Genomic DNA, 18,386 nt, shown 5'->3' with positions numbered 1-18,386 from the left:
TTGGAGCCAAACCCATGTCGATCCTGGGACGCGTCGCCGACCTCTTCTCGGCCAAGACGCATAAATTGCTGAACGCCCTCGAAGACCCCAACGAGGTGCTCGACCTCTCCTATGAGAAGATGCTGAGCGGCCTGCAGGAGACCAAGGCGCACCTCGCCGACGTGATCGCCCAGCAGAAGTCGCTGGAGCGCCAGATCGCTGCCGCCGATCGCGAGATCGCTGGCGCAGAGGACGACGCGGCCACCGCCGTCAAGGCCGAGCGTGACGATCTCGCCAAGGCCGCGCTGGTGCACCGCCGCCGGGCCATGGACAACCGCGCCACGCTGGAACAGGCGCTCAACGCCATCCTGCCGCAGATCTCCAAGCTGACAGACTATCAGCAGCGCCTGCAGGAGCGCATCGAGAAGTTCCGCACCCAGAAGGAGACGATGAAAGCAAGCTATGCCGCAGCGCAGGCGCAGGTAAAAGCGCAGCAGTCCCTCACCGGCATCGGCGAGCGGCTGGGCGGCGTCGGTGAGACCTATCAGCGCGCCGAGGACCGCATGCTCGCCGCCCGCGACAAGGCCGACGCCATGGATTCGATGATCGAGCAGGGCATCGTCAACGATCCTCTCGACAAACGCAGCTCAGCCGAGAAAGAACTGGCAGCCCTGCGCGACAAGCACGCGGTAGACGACGATCTCGCCGCGCTGAAGGCGCAGCTCGGCCCGAAGGTGATCGGCTCCTCCTCATCGGCGGGTAACCTGCCCAAGCCGGATGATGAGCCGAAGGCGTAGTCGTTGAACGTTATGCGATCGCTGACCTGTCCTGCCGTTCTTGGCCTTGCTCTCGCGTTGCTCTCGCCCGCACATGGCGAAACGCTGATAGGCAAGGCCGAGCAGGGCAAGACGCAGAGCATCGCCCACGATGATCCGGCCATGAATGCCGCCTTCGCCAAGGCGCAGCAGACCCTTGGCCAGTTCCTCGATGCCTTCGAGGCCAAGGCGCCAGGCACCGGCAGCTTCCTGGTCAAGATCCCGATCAGCGACGGCGACAAGCGGGAATATTTCTGGGTGAACGAGCTCACCCGCACGGGCAACCAGTTCAGCGGCCGCATCAAAAACCGGCCCGAAGTGGTGCAGAACATCCAGTATGGCCAGCTCGTCACCTTCCCACGCAGTCGAATCCGCGATTGGATGTATGTCGATCACGGCAAGACGCTCGGCAACTTCACCACCTGCGTGCTGCTGAGCCGCGAGGATCCTGCCCAGGCCCAGGAACTGATGAACCAGATGAAACTGACCTGCGAGCATCACGGGTCCTGAGGGCTCCTACCGCGGGCCCTCCCATGGATTGCGGCCGTGCCTCAGCCACTCGAGCGTGTCCTGCCAGAAGCCAGCGGCGTGGCGGCTGTGGAAGAGGCTGAAATGACCGATCTCGTCAAAGCCGAAGGTCTGTGGTGAAAGTTCCGCGACGCTCGATTGGCTGCCCTTGTAATAGGCCAGGGCGCGACGGACGGCCCGCGGAGTGCCGAACATGTCGTCGGACATGGAAATAGCAAGGATCGGCGCCTTCACGGCGGCGAAGCGCGCCAGGATCTCGGCGCGCCGGCCGGCGGGATAGCTCAGCTCCATACGCGCACGGCGGAAGCTCCATTCATGGGCTACGCCCGCCGGCAAGTCCTCCAGCCAGCCGAGGCGGCGCCCCGGAAAATAGCCGTAGAACGTCGTCAACAGCGGCATCGCCACATGCCACTTCAGCACGAGGCCGGCGCGCTGGCGGGGCGCGTAATCAGGCCAGTAGGCATATTGGGCGCCCATGGTCAGCATCCGGTCGATGGCGGGTGCCGAGAGCGCGAAACCCGGCATGAAGCCGCCAATGCTGTGGCCGACCACGCCGAGGAAGCCATGGGGATCGCGGGCACGGGCAAAGCGCAGCACGGCCTGGAAATCGAGCTCGCCCCATTGAAACCAGCGATACCCGCAGCGCCTGAGATCGGCGGGGCGCGACAGGCCAATGCCGCGATAATCATAGGTGAGCACATCGAAACCATGCTCCCAGAGGAAGTATGCATAGTAATGATAATAGGGCGCCAGCACGCCGGTCGCCGGATTGACGATCACTGTGCCGGTCCTCGTCCCTGCTGCCGCCTTCCACAGATGCGCGCCAAGGACCACGCCGTCATCGCAGGTGATAGCGATCGGTTCGGCTGCCTCGGCGGGCGCGGCTTTTCGAGCAGGCTCTTGCATGGGCCGAAGCTTACAGAAAGAGCGGCACCCCTTATACTCACTAGGCAGTATACATGGGAACTGTCATGGCCGAGCTCTCAACGCGCGAACGCATCGTCGGCGCCGCCTCCAGCCTGTTCTACGCGCAGGGCATTCGCGCCGTGAGCGTTGATGCCGTGGCGGAGAAGGCCGGCGTCACCAAACGAACGCTCTATTACCACTTCGCCAGCAAGGACGACCTGATCGCCGCCTATCTCGCAGCGCGGGACCAGCCCAATCTCATGCTATTCCGGCGCTGGTTCGAGGAGGCTGAGGGCGGCACGGCTGCGAAGATGCGAGCCATCTTCCTGAACCTCGCGCGATCGGCTCGCCACCCGAAATGGAGGGGCTGCGGCTTCCTGCGCACCTCGGCGGAACTTGCCAACCTCCCGGGTCACCCGGCCATCCGCATCGGGGCCGCCCATAAGAAGGCGTTCGAGAACTGGCTCCGGCATGTTTTCGAAACCGAAGCCATCGCCGATGCCGCCCTGCTGGCGCGGCAGATCGTGCTTCTGCTCGACGGTTCCTTCGCAGTGGTGCTGCTGCACCGCGACGCCAGCTACATGGAGGACGCGGGCGAGGCGGCATTTACACTGGTTGAAGCAGCGAGACGAGGCGAAGCTCGAAACCCTTCGGTGGCAGCTTGAGCTCGGCGTCAAAACCACTTGCATATTGAAAGCGGTCTCGTTAGCTTCAAGCCGCTTTCAGCTTGCAAGCAGAAAATCCATCATAATCGGCACTTGAAGAGGAAACCGCCATGTCCAAGCTCGTTGTCCGCGCCTTCTCCCTCTCACTGGACGGCTATGGCGCCGGCCCCGACCAGAGCCTCGACAATCCTCTCGGGGTGAACGGCAAGAAGCTGCATGAATGGGCCTTCGCCACTCGAACCTTCCAGAAGATGTTCGGCATGGATGGGGGCGAGACCGGCATCGACGAAGACTTTGCCGCTCGCAGCTTCGAGAACATCGGTGCCTGGATTCTCGGCCGCAACATGTTCGGGCCGGTGCGCGGCCCGTGGCCCGATGAAAGCTGGAAGGGCTGGTGGGGCGATACCCCGCCCTATCACGTGCCGACCTTCGTGCTGACCCACCACGCCCGCGCGCCGATCGAGATGAAGGGCGGCACGGTGTTCCACTTCGTCACCGATGGCATCGAAGCGGCCCTGCAGCAGGCAAGAGCAGCGGCCGGAGGCAAGGACGTGCGCGTGGGTGGCGGTGTTTCCACCATCCAGCAATATCTGCGCGCAGGGCTGATCGATGAGATGCACCTTGCCATGTCGCCGGTGCTGCTCGGCAAGGGCGAGAACCTGTTCGCCGGGATCGACCTGCCGGCGCTCGGCTACCACTGCACGGAGCGAGTGCCAACGGCAAATACGACGCATCTGATGATCATGAAGAGGTAGGCTGGGAGCGCCGGCTTTCCAGCCGGCATTCTGGAAACGGCCGCGCCTTCAGGAGAACAAGAATCGGATCGTCCGACACTACATCATGGCGTTTTGCGAACTGACGGAATCGGCAAGAATCGCGAAGGCGAAAACTGGCGGAACTGGCGCTCATCACTCTCCAGGTCACGGGTTCGAACGCCCTCAGTTTCTCCTGCGGACCTGTAGCGCGGTGGGCGGAGCAGGTCGTTTCGTCAGTTTTGTCGCCGCGCTGGTTTCCCACGAGACGGGTCATGGCAAACGCTGTTGGTACTCCATTCGGCGTAAACGGTCCGCTGATTCGAGTCCCGTCAGGCCTCCCAGCCAGCGAGACCCGTAGCTGAAGTGGCTAGAAACAAATGCCCGCTTCGCGCGCGGAGCAAGCAAGACGTGCCGTTCCAACGCTTTTGTTGCCACCACACCTGCATGAAGATCCGTCGCTGCTGCGAATGCTGCGGGGCGATACCAAGCGTCGGAAAACACGGCGAATGAGGAAAATACCGCACCAAAGTGCGCTGTATCGGCAAAATACACCGGACTCATGGCCATCCCCGGTGACGGTCCATGGGTGCGGACCGGCTGGCCAGGATGGCCCGGAACTGCCGAAGCGCATCGGCACGTCGCCTTTGATCTATTTTTTGTACGGCCTGTTACGTCTTAGGACTGACTGCTAACGACCAATCGGGGCGAGGTGCGATACTCAATACACATCATCAGCTACCAATTCCGTGGATCGAAAATGAACGTTTTCGTACCGGCGCCCTCCGCAGAATCCGCGGCTGGAGCCATCTTCGCTAATCCTTCCGAAGACTTTCAGGGTCCTTTCGCGAGCGAGTATGCCTACTTGCCCTCTGATGTGGAAGCAGCCAAGCCCCCCATCGCGGTGATATCGGAGAACAGGTTCTTTGGAACCTGCCTCGCGCGCTGCCTCATGCAGATGGCGGTGGAGTTCGAGATCCATTCCTTTGCCAACCATCAGGAGTGGCTCGAGAGTTCGGATCACGCATCCACCGAGATCGTTCTGCTGTGCGCAACCGGCGAACGGGCGACGGAAGACGCGGTACTCCATAGCCTGGATACGATCGTGCAGGCTTCGAGCGATGCGCGCGTGATCATTGTATCGGATGTCGATCAGCCCGGCCCCATGATCGAGGCTCTGTCAAAAGGCGCCAAGGGTTATGTGTCCATGGGCCTCGATCTGGAGATCGCCCTGGGCGCCATCAGGCTGATCAATGTGGGCGGAACTTTCATTCCGGCAAGCAGCCTGATGTCGATGCGGAGCACGGCGCCAGCAGGCGGTGAAGCCAAGGTCGCCCGGGCGGACAAATCGATATTCACCGAGCGCCAACTCGAGGTGCTCGAGCATCTGCGCCGGGGCGATCCCAACAAGATCATCGCCCACAAGATGAGCATGAGCGAGGCGACGGTTAAGATCCACGTCCGCAACATGATGAGGAAGATAAAGGCCAAGAACAGGACCGAACTGGTTTGCAAGAGCAACGAGTTGCTGGGTCTGCAATGAGGCTACGACCAGGCGGGAGGCATACCTGGGTACCGGCATTCCCCCCGCCGTTCTAGGACAGGGGGGCCTGTGCCTTTCTCGGCGCCTGCCCGTGATGATCGGCCCGCTGATGCGTAACCTCCGCAACAGACGGGAACGGCAATGTCCGTCAGCGTGCCTTGTTGATTCGGGCTATGCGCGTTGCTGAAACCACGGCCTTCATACACCGTGTGGAGAAGTAACCAGGTTGCGTGGGGTTAGATATCCGCGACGGGCCGCACGCTCGCCTATGCGTTTGGCGGATGACAGTAACCCACTCGAATACCATTTCATGAGCGAACACTCACGGAAACAAGTGAGCGTCGGCGCTTGGCAAGGCGTCGACATCCCCTATCGGAGAAGTTGTATCCAATTGAATTTGGTCGTTTATCTCCCGGTCGAAGAACGATCCGAGGTCCCAGTGGGCAGTATCGACTATGACGAACTTGTGGAGCTCTGGACCCTCGGCGAGCACGGGGATCTGGCTCCGCGCGACGGCAAGGTCAGCGGTGTCCGGGTTGCGACACTGCCCCTCTGGAAGGCGGTGAGAATTGTTTTGACGGACTGGGAGCCCGACTCCGTGCGCCAGAAGACCGCGCAGATCGTGCCCAAGGGCGGAATGCCTCTCCTGGAGCTGGAGGAGATCCGGCAGATCTTTGAGCGAGCCGATTTCCCAGGCCCCGACGGCCAGTAAGATAGTACCGACTCCGATGACCGGATATTCGCCAGCTCACCGGTGCCATGGCGCCGCTTCACAAAGATGGTCCGCCTGGAGCGTGATGCTGCAGCGAAGTTCGCAGGACGCCAGCTTCCAACATTCTCGCAAGCCCGGCTGACCGACGCCGCTGAATCACTTCTCCGTAAAATCGCCTACTTCGATTGACGTATAGACATTTCACAGCCGCAGTGTTCTGGGGAACTGAGCTTGCCCTCTACACCTGTGCGCCTGCGACCGGGCAGCGCCATGAATGGAGCAGTTGATGAAGCGTGGGTTGGATGAGGAAACCATCAAGGCGACGGTTCTCGCGTTGGCCATGCGCGAAGGGCGCGCCCTCTCGCCCGATAGCCCGGAGTTCAGCCAGACAGTAAGGCAGGCAGCCTTGCTGATCTCGGAATATCTTGCCACGCTAAACGCCTCTCCAGCCGGCGAGGCCGAAGCCTTGAACGGCCATTGGGTCGCGACCAACGCTCCCGAGACCGCCTACCGGACCTGGGGCGGGACCTGCTTCGTGTGGACCGGCGACCCGAACCTCGCTACCCGCTATGCACGGCGCGAAGATGTCGAGCGCACGCATGCCGAAGACGAGGGCGTCTGGAAATACATCCAGCTTCCGCCGCCGAGCTCCGGCGAGGCAAGCGCGGAGGAACCCCAGAAACAGCGCCGCTTCCGCCATCGCAAGCGGGGATCGACCTACACCGAACTCGGCGAAGGTCGCCTGCAAACATCATCCCCAGTCGAGGACATGGCCTCCGTGACCATTTATCGCGACGACAAGGACGGCACCCTATGGGCTCGACCGGTCGCCGAATTCCATGACGGCCGCTTCGAAGAACTGAGTTGAGCATCTCCAGGCGCCTGGTCTTGCCTGCGGCAATTCTACACTGTGATCTGCCGCTAGGGCAATATCGACCGATTGCCGACTTTGTCTTAAAGATGGAGAGTCCATGTCGCTTCTGCCATGGACCCTGGAGTCGGAAGCTGCCGATCGGTTGTCATGGATCCCGGCATCATCTTCCGCCCACTCTGTACTCCTTTCGCACTGTGCTTAAATCCACACACTCACAACCAAAATAAGCATTAATTCGATTTAAAATGACGGCACAAGAGTTACAAGTTGAAGAAAATTCATTTCTTAATTAAAATTTAACACGATCAGTGAGGCCTCCGCATGAATAACCAAGCATTTGAGTATCGTGGCAACGTTCGCCAGCTTTTCCCGGCCGTTGATTTCGAACCGGTTTGGATTTCGGAATCAGTGGATGGCGCAACCGTTCATGTTGAACGCTCGCGCAGGTTCGGCAAGGAGCGTTATGTTGTACTAGTGCAACTGGCTGGTGCTGATGAAAGCAGCCGCAGCTGGAGCCTTGCACAGACGAGCGAAGGACAGGATTTCAACTGGGCCATGGATACGGCCTCCAAGATCCATAAGCTCTTGAAGCTTTTGGGTCCCTATTGGCTTAATCGAGATACAAGACAGAGAGCCTGAGGCCATCTTCTCCTGAAAAATTTCTTTGCATAGCTTACAAATTGATCAGATGTTAACTTATTTCTACAGACTGAAATTATAAGTATACATATATACCAAACTCTTTGAGAATTCAGTGCCTGAAATGTTGGCCGGCGCCGCCTGAACGGCTGCCTCTTGAGGAGAAGCACGGCCCATGCGGAAGGTTATGCCGGCGCCCCCCTCTCGATCCCTGCAGCGCCCCTCCGTAATCGTGGACGAAACCACTGGTGACGTCATAATTGACGTGGTGGCGACGGGCCACATCCAGATCGTCATAACCGGCGATGGGGACGTTCTCTGCGATGGCGAAAGCATCCTTGTCGAACCGCTCGATTGTGATTGAGAGCGGGCTCCCAGGCGCCTTCCGATGCCGCGGGTGAGCCCTGATCGCCAGCCTCCATGTCCTGCCAGCTCGGAATGGGCAACCCTAGACTCGCTGCGCCTGAAAACCCTCTATCGCGACCCATCAGCCATTTTGGCGAGCAACTTACAAACTCCTTATGTTAATACCTCCAAAGAGGTATATCTTATTTGCATACTTTGGAGAAAGACCTACTTATCCAGGCCCCAAAGGACTAGACAGTTCGGGAAACCATACTAATATAAGACATTGTTGGATGGCTGACTGGGTTTGTGGGCGTCAACTACCAAGCGTTGCTTCGTTTAGCGGCCGGTGTAGATTTCGCTTGTGAAAACTGGCAGTCACGCTGACAAATTAGTGCATTGCACGCTCTATTAGTGGGGAGGGATCGATCGATCCTTCCCCTTTTACTTTCGGCTTCCCTTGAAAGTCCCCGAGCCTACGCTCCGACAACCCATCTCAACCAGAAGTTTAGGACGTTGTTTTGCACCTTTGACACGCTATGGCTGGCAAAGACAGTGCCTATAAGGCTGGGGGAATGACGCCCCTGAAAGCGAGCCGCTTATTCTCCGAAGCTTCCTGACCAAATCTCGCAGCACGTGACAGATCGCCACACTGCGAGCCGACGCCCAAGCGAGAATTCCGCATCAGGCAGGCTGATACAGTGCAGTGTCTTCTAAGGGCAGGATCATTAGCGGCGCTTGCCTGGAGGAAACAAGCCACTCCTCCAGTTCGCTCGGTTTCATGGGGCGGCCGAACAGATGCCCCTGCCCGATACGGCAGCCGAGCCTTTCCAGCATGCCGCGCTGCTGCTCGGTCTCCACCCCTTCGGCGACCACGACAATATCCAGGCCGCGCCCGATCTCATTCACCGCCATCACCACCGCACGCGCTCCGCCATCCTCGCAAAGCCGGCTTATGAAGCTGCGATCGATCTTCAACTCGGAAAACGGCACTTGCGTCAATCGACTCAGGTCAGAATAGCCGGTGCCAAAATCGTCCATCGACAACCCCACCCCGAGCTCCCGGATGGCATCTATTGTCGCAAACGTCATGGGATCGTCGTCCAGCTTGACGCCTTCGGTGATTTCCAACGTCAAAGTATGGGCGGGAATGCCGTACTCATCCAGCAGACATGCAATAGTAGCCGGTAGTTCGCGGTCGCAGAAATGCGTAGGTGACAAGTTGACCGAAACCGCCGGAACGTTCCGTCCAGCCGCGCGCCACTCCGCCATCTGGCGGCAGGCTTCGCGCAGCCCCCAGATGCCGATCTCTTCGATAAGGCCGATCTGCTCCGCGACATGAATGGAGCGGCCGGTCGAGACATCACCCAGCACAGGATGCGACCAACGCAACAGAGCCTCCACAGCGTGGAGGCTTCCGTCGCACAGATTCACCTGCGGCTGGTAGCACAGAGTCAGCCAGCCGTTGGCGAGCGCCTCCCTGAGAGCTTCGCCGACCACAACGTGGTCGTTCGGGCGATCAATCATGTCTTGCACATGCAAGGTAACGCCATTTCCGATCCAACGAATGTCCTCCCTGGAGAGCGTCTTCTCGCCGAAATATTCCCAGAATTCGATCTCCGGAGATGGCCCTTGCAAGGGGTTGCGCGACCGGAACAAGAAACGATGAGGTCTCAAAACAGATCACCCCTCATGCGCACCAGCTCCGTCCGATTCCTGGCATTGACTCTCTTCGTGATGCCTCTGACGTGTGCCAGAACCACGATGGATTTCGGATCGGGCTTTGCGGCCTGCCGCCATGCATCGACATGTTCATAGGCAGTGACTTCAAACTCAGGGTCCTCTCGATCCAGGTGACGCTCCAGGCACCCATGAAAGAAGGCATTCTGGGCAACCACGTTGACGGACAACTTCGACAAAAGGCGCGGGTTCGAGGCAGCCACACTGTCCCCGTCGGCCGCAGGAGGAACTTTTCCGGCGACAAGGGGTTCAAGTGCCTGCCCTTTCAATAGACCAGAGTCAGATTCTGCGGAGTTGAAGTCCATGACACATCCAGGCGAAACGACGCGAATGCGGAGAACGATAGTCGACATCACCGCTTCGGTCGTTAGCACCATGTCCCGAGATATGGCTCGCCGTACAAAATTGAGGCTTACCTCCCTCTTCGTCATGCTAAAAATGAAGTGGCCGCCTTTGACCCTCTCCGCCCTTCTTACACAGCGGAATGCGAAGATAACATCGCGATGTCACGCCAAATATGTTGAATATAGATGGAGTTTCGATTTAAAGGCCGGCTTTTAAGCCTTTTCTGACGAAACTGAACAGTGTGCTATCTGGAAATATCCAATATAGATGCTAAACTGCTACACCTAACAGGCAATCGGTGGAAAGCCAGATGTCCTCTTATCAAAATAATGGCGTCTTCCGTATAAGATGCCGGTATCGCCTCTATTCGACGCTAGAGACCGTCACCGCGCATGCAACAGCAAGACCTTTCGAGACGACGCTTCGAAGTCAAGGCGGCCGTCTGACGGAGTAGTTCGGTGAGAGCAGATGCAGACGCGAGACGGCAGTGCTCTGCCCGCAGGCCATCATGCGGAGAGGAGAGTACCGGCTCCAAGTGGAGAGACAGAGACAGCAACACAAGCGATTGATAAGGTTGGACGACGATCTGATTTCCTGTATATGCGTATATGATGGAAGATTATCTCTTTGAGGCTTGCATTTTGGAGATTGACGCGCAACGCAACGTAAGTTTGCCGGGTGAGAAACTTTCAAGGAGCCTGTCGCGTCAGAATTTATTTGATGGAAATCTACTTGAACGAAAGCCGACAACCGTAAATCATGCTATTGACCAACAGTTATCGCGCCGACTCGACAAGGAATACAGCTGGCACTTTGCGCTGCTTGTGTAGAGAGGGATATATTGGAAGTCGTGAATATGATGATGCTTTCCGCAGGGCCGAAAGTTGACAGTTAAGGATCCACCCACTCCCCCATTCAGGGAACGCCGCCGCTGGGCGCGGCAGCAGCGCCCACATGCGGACAACGGCCAGTCTGTGCCGCGCGCACTAAAGCCTCTGGTTTTCTCGACTGCGGATCTGCCCCCAAACGAACAATTTGGTGCGTGGGAAGCCTATGCGGCCTGTATCGCTGATGTACGGTTGCCCGATAATGTTTCTGCGGACGATGGGTTTGTCACCAGTCACACTGCCTGGAATCTGGGGGGCATGCTCGTCGTCCAGCAGCGCGTGCCCGCCCATCGCTATGCGCGTTCCGAAGCGAAATTGCGCTCGAGCCTGATCGATCATTGGTCCGTCGTTTTTCGGCGCACCGGCAAGTCATGGACGGAAGTCGGCGGCGTGGTAGCCGAGGCACAGCCTGAGAGCATAGAAATCCGCTCGCTCGGCCATCCGTTCCGCGGCCGCATGCTCGATTCCGAATATGTCACTCTCTATCTGCCGCGAGACCTCTTCGCGGATTCCGTCGGCATTCTCGACGCCAACAACAATTTCGTGCTCTCCAAGAATCTGGCCGGTGTGATCTCCAATTACATCACCAGCATCGAGGCCCGCCTGAACGAATTCACCCAGGAGGATTTGCCGGGCGTGGTCAAGGCGACCCGCGATCTGCTCATTGCCTGTGTTTCCTCTTCGGAGGACCGTGCTCCGGTGACGGCGCAGCAGATGACGATCGCGCCCATGGAGCGCGCGCGCCGGTTCATTCGGAGCAATCTGAAGTCGAACACGATGACGCCGGATGTCCTGTGCAAGGAGCTCGGCATCTCCAGGACCCATCTCTACCAACTGTTCGAGCCAAGCGGCGGCGTCGTGCATTATATCCAGAAGCAGCGCCTTCTCGCCGGCCATGTCGCGCTCAGCGATCCCGGCGACAGGAGACAAATTTCGGTGATCGCCGACTCCCTGGGCTTCAGTTCGTCGGCCGATTTCAGCCGTGCCTTCAGCCGGGAGTTCGGCTACAGCCCCCGCGAAGCCAGAAACCTGGTCGCTCCGGCCAACAACACACGCACGACCGGCTCAACGACGCCGTCCGAGACTCGCTCCTTCGAAGGCTGGCTCAAGAGCCTGGGAAGCTGATCAGTCGGCATGTTTTCGAAAGACGCGGCCCGCTCCGGGCCCGGCCAAGGCTCTGACTTTCTTCGTCAGGCCCGGTCCCGCTTGCCGGCCGGTATAAGCAATGTGTCGAATTCCGCCGCCGGTACGGGCTTGCTGAAATAGAAACCTTGAAACTCCTGGCAGCCCTTCTCACGCAGCCAGTTCAACTGCTCATAGGTCTCGACGCCTTCAGCGACGATCTTCATTCCCATCAATTTGCTCAAGGAGATGATCATCTCGGTGATGGCCTGATTGCTTCTCATGTTCTCGATGAAGGAGCGATCGATCTTCAGCGAATCGACCGGAAAATTCTGAAGCGAAGCGAGATTCGAATAGCCCGTGCCGAAATCGTCGATGGATAGGCGCACCCCGAGCTTGGTCAGCTCGGAGACAACCCGCGCGACGGTGTGATCCTTCTCCATGATCATGGATTCGGTGATTTCGAGTTCCAGCTCGTTCGGCAAGCACCCGGTCCGCTCGATCGCCTTCGCGACCTTCGAGACGATGTCCTCGTTCTTGAATTGCCGGGGCGACAGGTTGATCGAAACGACCAGCGGAAAGCCCATGCTGCGCCAGTGGACCTGCTGGTCGACCGCGACGCCGAGCACCCAATCCCCCACCTGCTCGATCAGCCCGGTCTCCTCGCATAGCGGGATGAACTCGGAGGGCTCGATCACCCCGCGGGTCGGATGGTTCCAGCGAATAAGCGCCTCCGCCCCGACGATGCGCAGATCATCGGCGGAGACGCGTGGCTGGTAGAAGATCTCGAATTCCCCATCGCGCAAGGCTCTCTGAATGTCGGTTTCCAGCTCCATCCGCTTCTGGACCTGCTCCTGGAGGTTCATCGAGAAATAGCGGAAGCAGTTACGCCCGTCCTCCTTTGCCTTGTACATTGCAAGGTCAGCGCTCTTCATCAGCGTATCGATATCGTCGCCACTCTCGGGAAAGAAGCTGATGCCGATACTGGGCGTGACGACGAGGGCGCGGCCGGCGATTCGAAGCGGTTCGCCCAGCGCTTCGACGATTCCCGATGCCACCGCCGCAAACCGGCTGGCACTGCTGCTCTGGTTCATCAGGATGAGGAACTCGTCGCCACCCAGACGGGCGACCAAGCCCTTTCTTCCCACGACGGCCTTGAGGCGCTGGGCGACTTCGATGAGCACTTCATCGCCCACGAAATGGCCGAGGGAGTCGTTGATGGTCTTGAAACGGTCGAGGTCGACGAAAAGGATGGCCACCTGTTCCCCAGCCGCCCGCGCGGCTTCGAGGCGCGCCGAATAGTCGCGCAGCACGGCGGTGCGGTTCGGCAGGCCGGTGAGAACATCATGATAAGCGAGGAACTTCGCCTTCTCTTCGGTATCTTTCAGGTCGGTGATATCGACTTCGCTGGTCAGGAAGGCGGGCGAACCCGTCACGGCGTCACGGCATTCTCTGGCCGTTATCTCATGCCAACGGATGCCTCGGGTCGTCCGGACACGGATGACCGTCCGCGCCTCGCCCTTGCGCACCAGGGTCCGGCGCAGTTGCCGAAAGTCTTCTGGATCGACGAAGCGCGAGGCCAGGGAGGTATCCGCGGCTTCCCACGTGCTGCGCGCGGCGGGGTTCTGGTACAGCAGTGCCCCGCCGTCATCATAAAGAGAGATCATCATCTGTGTATGGAGCAGGGCCTCGGCGCTGCGCAGCGTTTCGGGCGTTTCCGTGACCACGGCCAGCCCCTCGCAGAACATCGCCATGCGTCCATCGGGGAGCCGGATGCCCGTATACTTGACCCTCAATGTCGTTGGCTTGCCACCCGGATAGATCGTCCACAATTCCGAGAATGTCGCGTTGCTGCGTTCGAAATCCTCCTGATATTGCCGCAAGCGCCTGGAAACCGAAGCGGACATGTCCGCCTTCATGTCCCGCATCGTAAGTTCATTCAGCTCAGTCGAGCGCCATACCTCCAGCGCCGCCGTATTGGCCCAGTAGATCCGGCTGCTGTCGATGTCGAAGATCCAGGTCGGCGTCCGCAGCCGATCCAGAAGCACCAGCTGGTGGTCGAGATCGGACGTCAACTCAAGCAAGGGCAGTTCGAAAGTCTCTCTGCTCGTCTCTGAAACAACCCTATGAGGCATGCGCTTGAATTCCGTCATCAGCCAACCTGATGGAGGCATGGTCATTCATGTCCGACAGGGACACAAATCCCGAAGTCTCTGTGACACGATGCATCCATCGTTGCACGGCAGGATACTGCCCCAGATCGATCTCGGCACCTGCTGCGACATGCGTGTATCCAAATACACCTATATCAGCGACGGAATATCCGCTGTCGGTAATAAAATCGCGATCACTCAAATATCCGTCGAGAATTCTCAGGCCCTGACAGGCGCGGGCCTGCCAACGCGCAATCTCCTCCGCGCGCTCGGCGCGGCGATGAGGGACAATTGAAATAAAGAATCGAGCCGGCGAAATAAAGGGTTCGAGGTTGCCCTGCTCGAAAAACATCCATTGCAGGGCTCGCGCACGATCATAACACGTTCCGGGTGCAAGGCGTGTGTCCTCGGCGAGATACCAGGCGATCGCATTCGACTCGCCCAGCCGGCGCCCATCGGACGTTACCAGGTAGGGAACCGTCCCTGCAGGATTGATCGCCAGGAATTTCTCCTGTCTTGTCTCGCCACTGACGACATCGACGAACACAAGACGAAAAGGAATGCCAAGTTGCTTCATCGTCAGAAATGGCTTCAGGCTGTTTCCAGATCCGCGGGTAGCATAAAGTGTATTCATCACACTACACTCTTGTTGAACCTTTTGGGCAAGTCGTTGAGCTAACATCAGGGCAGAGAAACTTGCCGTCGAGACTCTGATACTAAAGAGAACTCTGCTCCCACTAAAGGTAAAATACACCCACGGGAGCAATTGCGGATGTCCTGCGACGAGCGATCAGCCCGGAATGGGCGGCGCGAGGCCGCCTCGGGCACTGCGACAAGCTCAATAGGCAGCCCCTCGCCTCTCATCACCAGGAGTTCAGGGCGACCGATAACACTGGTCGCCCTTCGAAAGTTAAAGCCTCAAGCGGTCTGCATGCTTGCGGCTGCGACATCCTGCTGCAGGTCGTGCCGACCAAGATAGTCGACCGCGAGCTGCCGGAAGACGTGATCCACAATGGGCGACGACAAGGTGCCGTCCTGTCGGGCCGGCAGCAGGTGCCGCTGGGCCCAGGCGGGAGCGGTGAAGGCCGAAACGAAGGTTTCGATCGGCACGCCATGTTGCAGCCCGAGCGAAACCGCCACGGCGACGTCGTTCGCCATCTGGTTCCGGCTGCCATCCGCCAGCACCGCGTCGATCGAGATCTGGGATGGCTGGCCTTCCTCGTTGTTCTTGGTGCGCAGGGAGACACGATGGCCTGCGATGACAGCCGTGTGATGGACGCCACTCTCAGCCGCCTCGCCCGCATGAGCGCGGTAGTTCGCCTGGCTCATCCGGTTCGCGACCGTTTCCGCAACGACGCGGATCCGGGTTGCCGGCGTCTGCTCGACGAATTCCTCCACCGCCTCGTCGTCCGCTTCATCCGCGATGAGCTGCGAGTTGAGCGGCTGCGAGAGCTTTGAACCATCGCGATAGAGGGCGTTGGCCTTCAGAGCCAGGCGCCAGGACAGCTGATAGGCCGCCTTGCAATCCTCGACCGTGGCATCGTTCGGCATGTTGATGGTCTTGGAGATCGCACCGGAGATGAAGGGCTGGGCAGCCGCCATCATGCGGATATGGCTCTCGACCGAGAGGTAACGCCTGCCATGGCGTCCGCAGGGATTGGCGCAGTCGAACACCGGCAGGTGCTCCTCCTTCAGGTGAGGCGCCCCTTCCAGCATCATCGAGCCGCAGACATAGGTATTCGCGCGCTCGATGGCGTCCTGGCCGTATCCCAGGAAGGTCAGCAGATCGAACTTCGGATCGTCGAGCCGTTCTGCGGGGACCTCCAGCTCGTCGGTCAGGAAATCCTCGCCCAGCGTCCACTTGTTGAACACGAACTTGATATCGAAGGCCGCCTTGAGGGATCTCTCGACCAGAGCCAGCTTCTCGTCCGTAAAGCCGTGAGCCCTGAGCGACTCGGGATTGATGCGCGGCGCTCCTTCGAGCGTGCCGTAGCCAATGGCGTAGGATTCGATTTCCGAGATCTCGGCCTCACCGTAGCCGAGCGTGCGGAGCGCCTCCGGCACGGCGCGGTTGATGATCTTGAAGTAGCCACCACCGGCCAGCTTCTTGAACTTCACCAATGAGAAATCCGGCTCGATGCCAGTGGTATCGCAATCCATCACCAGGCCGATCGTTCCGGTGGGAGCGATGCAGCTGGCCTGCGAATTGCGGTAGCCATGCTTCTCCCCGAGATCGAGCGCCCGATCCCAGACCTGGCGCGCATGGGCAGCAAGGCCGGTGCCCAGCGCTCCGAGCGTGTCGAGGGTCATCCCGTCCAGGGGCACGGGATTGGTCGACAGGCCCTCATAGCCCTCGCTCTCGCCATAGGCCGCACGACGATGATTGCGCATGACCCGGAGCATGGTGTCGCGATTGGGTTCATAGCCGGCGAACGGACCGACCTCTCCGGCCATCTCGGCCGAAGTGGCATAGGCGACACCGGTCATGATGGCCGTGAGCGCGCCGCAGATGGCACGGCCGGCATCGGAATCATAGGGGATTCCCGATGTCATCAGGAGGCCGCCGATATTGGCGAAGCCGAGACCGAGCGGACGATATTCATAGGTACGCCGGGCGATCGCCCGGGACGGGTACTGCGCCATGGCCACCGAGATCTCCAGGGCCAGCGTGCCGATCCGGCAGGTGTGCTCGAAGGCCTCGACGTCGAACCGGCCATCCTTGGTCCGGAACTGCAGCAGGTTTACGGAGGCAAGGGTCGCGCCCGTATTGTCGAGGAAGAGAAACTCGGAGCAGGAGTTCGAGGCCCGGATCTCACCGCCGGCCGGGCTGGTGTGCCAGTCGGCGATAGTGGTCTGGTAGTGGATGCCGGGATCGGCGGAGGCCCAGGCGGCGTGGCCGATCTTCTCCCACAAGTCCCGGGCGCGCACGGTCTTCATGGTCTGGCCGTCCCTGCGGGCCTTCAGGTCCCACAGGGCATCGCGTTCCACGGCCTCGAGGAAGGCGTCGGGCACGCGAACGGTATTGTTCGAGTTCTGGCCGGCGACGGTGAGGTAGGCCTCCGAATCCCAATCGGAATCGAAGACAGGAAATTCCATCGACAGATAACCCTGACGTGCGAACTCGATGGCCCGGCGGATGTAGTTTTCCGGAATCTGGGCCTTGCGCGCCGCCCGCATCTCCCGGCGCAGCGCCAGGTTCGTATGCGAATCGAAGGCATCGGGACCATCGAAATGGATGCAGGCCCGCATGATCGCGTTGAGGTGCAGCGCGCAGAGCTTGGAGCCCGTCACGAGCGAAGCGACCTTCTGCTCCTCCCTCACCTTCCATTCGACAAATTCTTCGACGTCCGGGTGATCCATATCGACGATCACCATCTTGGAGGCCTTTCTCGTAGAGCCTCCCGCGGTGACAAGGCCGGCCGCCCTGTCCCCGGCGCGCAAGACGGCGATCAGCCCACAGGCCTTGCCGCCGCCAGACAGGGATTCCTGGGCGCCGCGAATGTTGGAAAAGTTGGCGCCCGTGCCCGATCCATACTTGGCGATGCGCGCCTCATCCGCGATGTGCGACAATACGCCGCCCTCGTTCACGAGGTCATCGACGACTTCCTGGATGAAGCAGGAATGGGTCTGGGGCCGTTCATAAGCGTTCCGGGATACCCGAATCTCACCATTCCGCTCGGCGTAGAAATGCCCTTGGCTCGGTCCCTCGATACCGTAAGCCCAGTGCAGGCCGGTGTTGAACCATTGAGGTGAATTAGGAGCAATTTTCTGCGTGGCAAGCATGAAGCGCAGTTCATTAAAGAAATGGCTCGCGTCATCCTCGGTCTGGAAGTATCCATACTTCCATCCCCAATAAGTGGTAGCTCCCGCAATTCGATCGAAAACCTTGCGCAAATCGGCCTCGCATCCGTAGCGATCGGCGACCGGCAAGCGGGACAATGCGTCGAGATCGGGAATCGAGCGCCAGAGCCAGGCAGGCACTCCCTCCTCGGGAACCTGCTTGAGGCACGCCGCAACATCAGTCTTCCTGAAGTATTTCTTTGCGGCGACATCGACAGCTATTTGGCTCCATCCTTCCGGTGCGATCATCTCTGAATGACCGAAGGCGACAGATCCGTCCGAGTTCCGAATTTCACTTGCTGCTTTCCTAAAGGAAAGAAGTGCGTACGGATCCACGACACCAGAAGTATACACAGCACGAACTTTCATAACAACCTCGCCAGCAATCAGTATCAATTAGGCGATCTATTCACGCTTTCCGCGCTGTGAAGTTTTGTCGCCTCGTGGCCATCCTAGCATCAAATTTCCGCGACCCAATGCCATAGAATGCAAATGTCATTATTTAGCCTATGCCTGCCTCGAATATGTGCAGTTCAAGTCC

At 59.4% G+C, this 18,386-nt stretch carries 16 protein-coding genes and 1 pseudogene; 10 read left to right on the top strand and 7 right to left on the bottom strand.

The annotated features are described in order from the left end of the window. Nucleotides 1-14 precede the first annotated feature (14 nt). Both ACMDCR_RS05135 and ACMDCR_RS05130 read left to right on the top strand, forming a co-directional pair. A complete protein-coding gene (locus ACMDCR_RS05135) occupies nt 15-776 on the top strand; it encodes a PspA/IM30 family protein (protein ID WP_413991484.1) in 762 nt (253 codons plus the stop codon). 12 nt (nt 777-788) lie between these two features. Further along, nucleotides 789-1,304, top strand: a complete 516-nt coding sequence (locus ACMDCR_RS05130; RefSeq protein ID WP_413993540.1) for a YegJ family protein — start codon at nt 789-791, stop codon at nt 1,302-1,304. Nucleotides 1,305-1,310: 6 nt separating this feature from the next. Here ACMDCR_RS05130 and ACMDCR_RS05125 read toward each other — a convergent pair whose 3' ends face one another. Further along, nucleotides 1,311-2,228: a serine aminopeptidase domain-containing protein gene (locus tag ACMDCR_RS05125; protein WP_413991483.1), complete on the bottom strand. Its 918-nt coding sequence runs from the start codon at nt 2,226-2,228 to the stop codon at nt 1,311-1,313. Nucleotides 2,229-2,293: 65 nt separating this feature from the next. On the opposite strand from ACMDCR_RS05125, the gene ACMDCR_RS05120 reads away from it, so the two are divergent. Next, the gene (locus ACMDCR_RS05120; protein ID WP_413991482.1) at nt 2,294-2,893 is read left to right on the top strand and encodes a TetR/AcrR family transcriptional regulator; all 600 of its coding nucleotides are present in this window, start codon (nt 2,294-2,296) and stop codon (nt 2,891-2,893) included. A gap of 110 nt (nt 2,894-3,003) precedes the next feature. Further along, entirely contained in the window at nt 3,004-3,648 is a 645-nt protein-coding gene (locus ACMDCR_RS05115; protein ID WP_413991481.1) for a dihydrofolate reductase family protein, read from the top strand. 270 nt (nt 3,649-3,918) lie between these two features. Here ACMDCR_RS05115 and ACMDCR_RS05110 read toward each other — a convergent pair whose 3' ends face one another. After that, nucleotides 3,919-4,209, bottom strand: coding sequence for a hypothetical protein (locus ACMDCR_RS05110; RefSeq protein ID WP_413991480.1), 291 nt, complete (start codon nt 4,207-4,209; stop codon nt 3,919-3,921). 301 nt (nt 4,210-4,510) lie between these two features. Here ACMDCR_RS05110 and ACMDCR_RS05105 point away from each other — a divergent pair, with 301 nt between their 5' ends. The 5 genes from ACMDCR_RS05105 to ACMDCR_RS05085 all read left to right on the top strand — a co-directional run bounded on the left by ACMDCR_RS05105 (nt 4,511) and on the right by ACMDCR_RS05085 (nt 7,777). Further along, on the top strand, nt 4,511-5,188 hold the full coding sequence (locus ACMDCR_RS05105; protein ID WP_413991479.1) for a LuxR C-terminal-related transcriptional regulator: 678 nt from the start codon (nt 4,511-4,513) through the stop codon (nt 5,186-5,188). A gap of 439 nt (nt 5,189-5,627) precedes the next feature. Beyond that, nucleotides 5,628-5,900 (top strand): hypothetical protein, encoded by a 273-nt coding sequence (locus ACMDCR_RS05100; protein ID WP_413991478.1) that lies wholly within the window; start codon nt 5,628-5,630, stop codon nt 5,898-5,900. Nucleotides 5,901-6,186: 286 nt separating this feature from the next. Further along, nucleotides 6,187-6,768, top strand: a complete 582-nt coding sequence (locus tag ACMDCR_RS05095) for a hypothetical protein (protein ID WP_413991477.1) — start codon at nt 6,187-6,189, stop codon at nt 6,766-6,768. Nucleotides 6,769-7,095: 327 nt separating this feature from the next. Further along, entirely contained in the window at nt 7,096-7,413 is a 318-nt protein-coding gene (locus ACMDCR_RS05090; RefSeq protein WP_413991476.1) for a hypothetical protein, read from the top strand. Nucleotides 7,414-7,588: 175 nt separating this feature from the next. Next, nucleotides 7,589-7,777 carry a hypothetical protein gene (locus tag ACMDCR_RS05085; protein WP_413991475.1) on the top strand — a complete coding sequence of 63 codons (189 nt, stop codon included), beginning with the start codon at nt 7,589-7,591 and terminating at the stop codon, nt 7,775-7,777. Nucleotides 7,778-8,442: 665 nt separating this feature from the next. Here ACMDCR_RS05085 and ACMDCR_RS05080 read toward each other — a convergent pair. After that, nucleotides 8,443-9,435: a putative bifunctional diguanylate cyclase/phosphodiesterase gene (locus ACMDCR_RS05080; protein ID WP_413991474.1), complete on the bottom strand. Its 993-nt coding sequence runs from the start codon at nt 9,433-9,435 to the stop codon at nt 8,443-8,445. Next, nucleotides 9,432-9,803 carry a hypothetical protein gene (locus ACMDCR_RS05075; RefSeq protein ID WP_413991473.1) on the bottom strand — a complete coding sequence of 124 codons (372 nt, stop codon included), beginning with the start codon at nt 9,801-9,803 and terminating at the stop codon, nt 9,432-9,434. The genes ACMDCR_RS05080 and ACMDCR_RS05075 overlap by 4 nt, the downstream gene beginning before the upstream one ends. A gap of 1,185 nt (nt 9,804-10,988) precedes the next feature. Here ACMDCR_RS05075 and ACMDCR_RS05070 point away from each other — a divergent pair. Then, nucleotides 10,989-11,855, top strand: a complete 867-nt coding sequence (locus ACMDCR_RS05070; RefSeq protein WP_413991472.1) for a helix-turn-helix domain-containing protein — start codon at nt 10,989-10,991, stop codon at nt 11,853-11,855. 65 nt (nt 11,856-11,920) lie between these two features. On the opposite strand, the gene ACMDCR_RS05065 is transcribed toward ACMDCR_RS05070, so the two are convergent. The 3 genes and pseudogenes from ACMDCR_RS05065 to ACMDCR_RS05055 form a co-directional block, all read right to left on the bottom strand. Continuing rightward, a complete protein-coding gene (locus ACMDCR_RS05065; RefSeq protein WP_413991471.1) occupies nt 11,921-13,936 on the bottom strand; it encodes a putative bifunctional diguanylate cyclase/phosphodiesterase in 2,016 nt (671 codons plus the stop codon). 40 nt (nt 13,937-13,976) lie between these two features. Then, entirely contained in the window at nt 13,977-14,639 is a 663-nt protein-coding gene (locus tag ACMDCR_RS05060; RefSeq protein WP_413991470.1) for a glutathione S-transferase family protein, read from the bottom strand. A 323-nt stretch (nt 14,640-14,962) separates the two neighbouring features. Next, a pseudogene (locus ACMDCR_RS05055) lies at nt 14,963-18,214 on the bottom strand (adenosylcobalamin-dependent ribonucleoside-diphosphate reductase); the annotation flags it as partial. Between the last annotated feature and the right edge of the window lie 172 nt (nt 18,215-18,386).

This window comes from Labrys okinawensis, assembly GCF_047345005.1.
GTDB classification, from domain to species: domain Bacteria; phylum Pseudomonadota; class Alphaproteobacteria; order Rhizobiales; family Labraceae; genus Labrys; species Labrys okinawensis.
Note: the sequence above shows the minus strand (reverse complement) of the source record. Positions and strands in the feature narration are given on the sequence as shown.

Bases quoted from the DNA above. Each gene is read 5' to 3' on its own strand.
- ACMDCR_RS05070 (WP_413991472.1), top strand. From the start codon at position 10,989: ATGCTCGTCGTCCAGCAGCGCGTGCCCGCCCATCGCTATGCGCGTTCC.
- ACMDCR_RS05135 (WP_413991484.1), top strand. From the start codon at position 15: ATGTCGATCCTGGGACGCGTCGCCGACCTCTTCTCGGCCAAGACGCAT.
- ACMDCR_RS05060 (WP_413991470.1), bottom strand. From the start codon at position 14,639: ATGAATACACTTTATGCTACCCGCGGATCTGGAAACAGCCTGAAGCCA.
- ACMDCR_RS05075 (WP_413991473.1), bottom strand. From the start codon at position 9,803: ATGGACTTCAACTCCGCAGAATCTGACTCTGGTCTATTGAAAGGGCAG.
- ACMDCR_RS05125 (WP_413991483.1), bottom strand. From the start codon at position 2,228: ATGCAAGAGCCTGCTCGAAAAGCCGCGCCCGCCGAGGCAGCCGAACCG.
- ACMDCR_RS05115 (WP_413991481.1), top strand. From the start codon at position 3,004: ATGTCCAAGCTCGTTGTCCGCGCCTTCTCCCTCTCACTGGACGGCTAT.
- ACMDCR_RS05110 (WP_413991480.1), bottom strand. From the start codon at position 4,209: ATGAGTCCGGTGTATTTTGCCGATACAGCGCACTTTGGTGCGGTATTT.
- ACMDCR_RS05090 (WP_413991476.1), top strand. From the start codon at position 7,096: ATGAATAACCAAGCATTTGAGTATCGTGGCAACGTTCGCCAGCTTTTC.
- ACMDCR_RS05130 (WP_413993540.1), top strand. From the start codon at position 789: ATGCGATCGCTGACCTGTCCTGCCGTTCTTGGCCTTGCTCTCGCGTTG.
- ACMDCR_RS05095 (WP_413991477.1), top strand. From the start codon at position 6,187: ATGAAGCGTGGGTTGGATGAGGAAACCATCAAGGCGACGGTTCTCGCG.
- ACMDCR_RS05120 (WP_413991482.1), top strand. From the start codon at position 2,294: ATGGCCGAGCTCTCAACGCGCGAACGCATCGTCGGCGCCGCCTCCAGC.
- ACMDCR_RS05085 (WP_413991475.1), top strand. From the start codon at position 7,589: ATGCGGAAGGTTATGCCGGCGCCCCCCTCTCGATCCCTGCAGCGCCCC.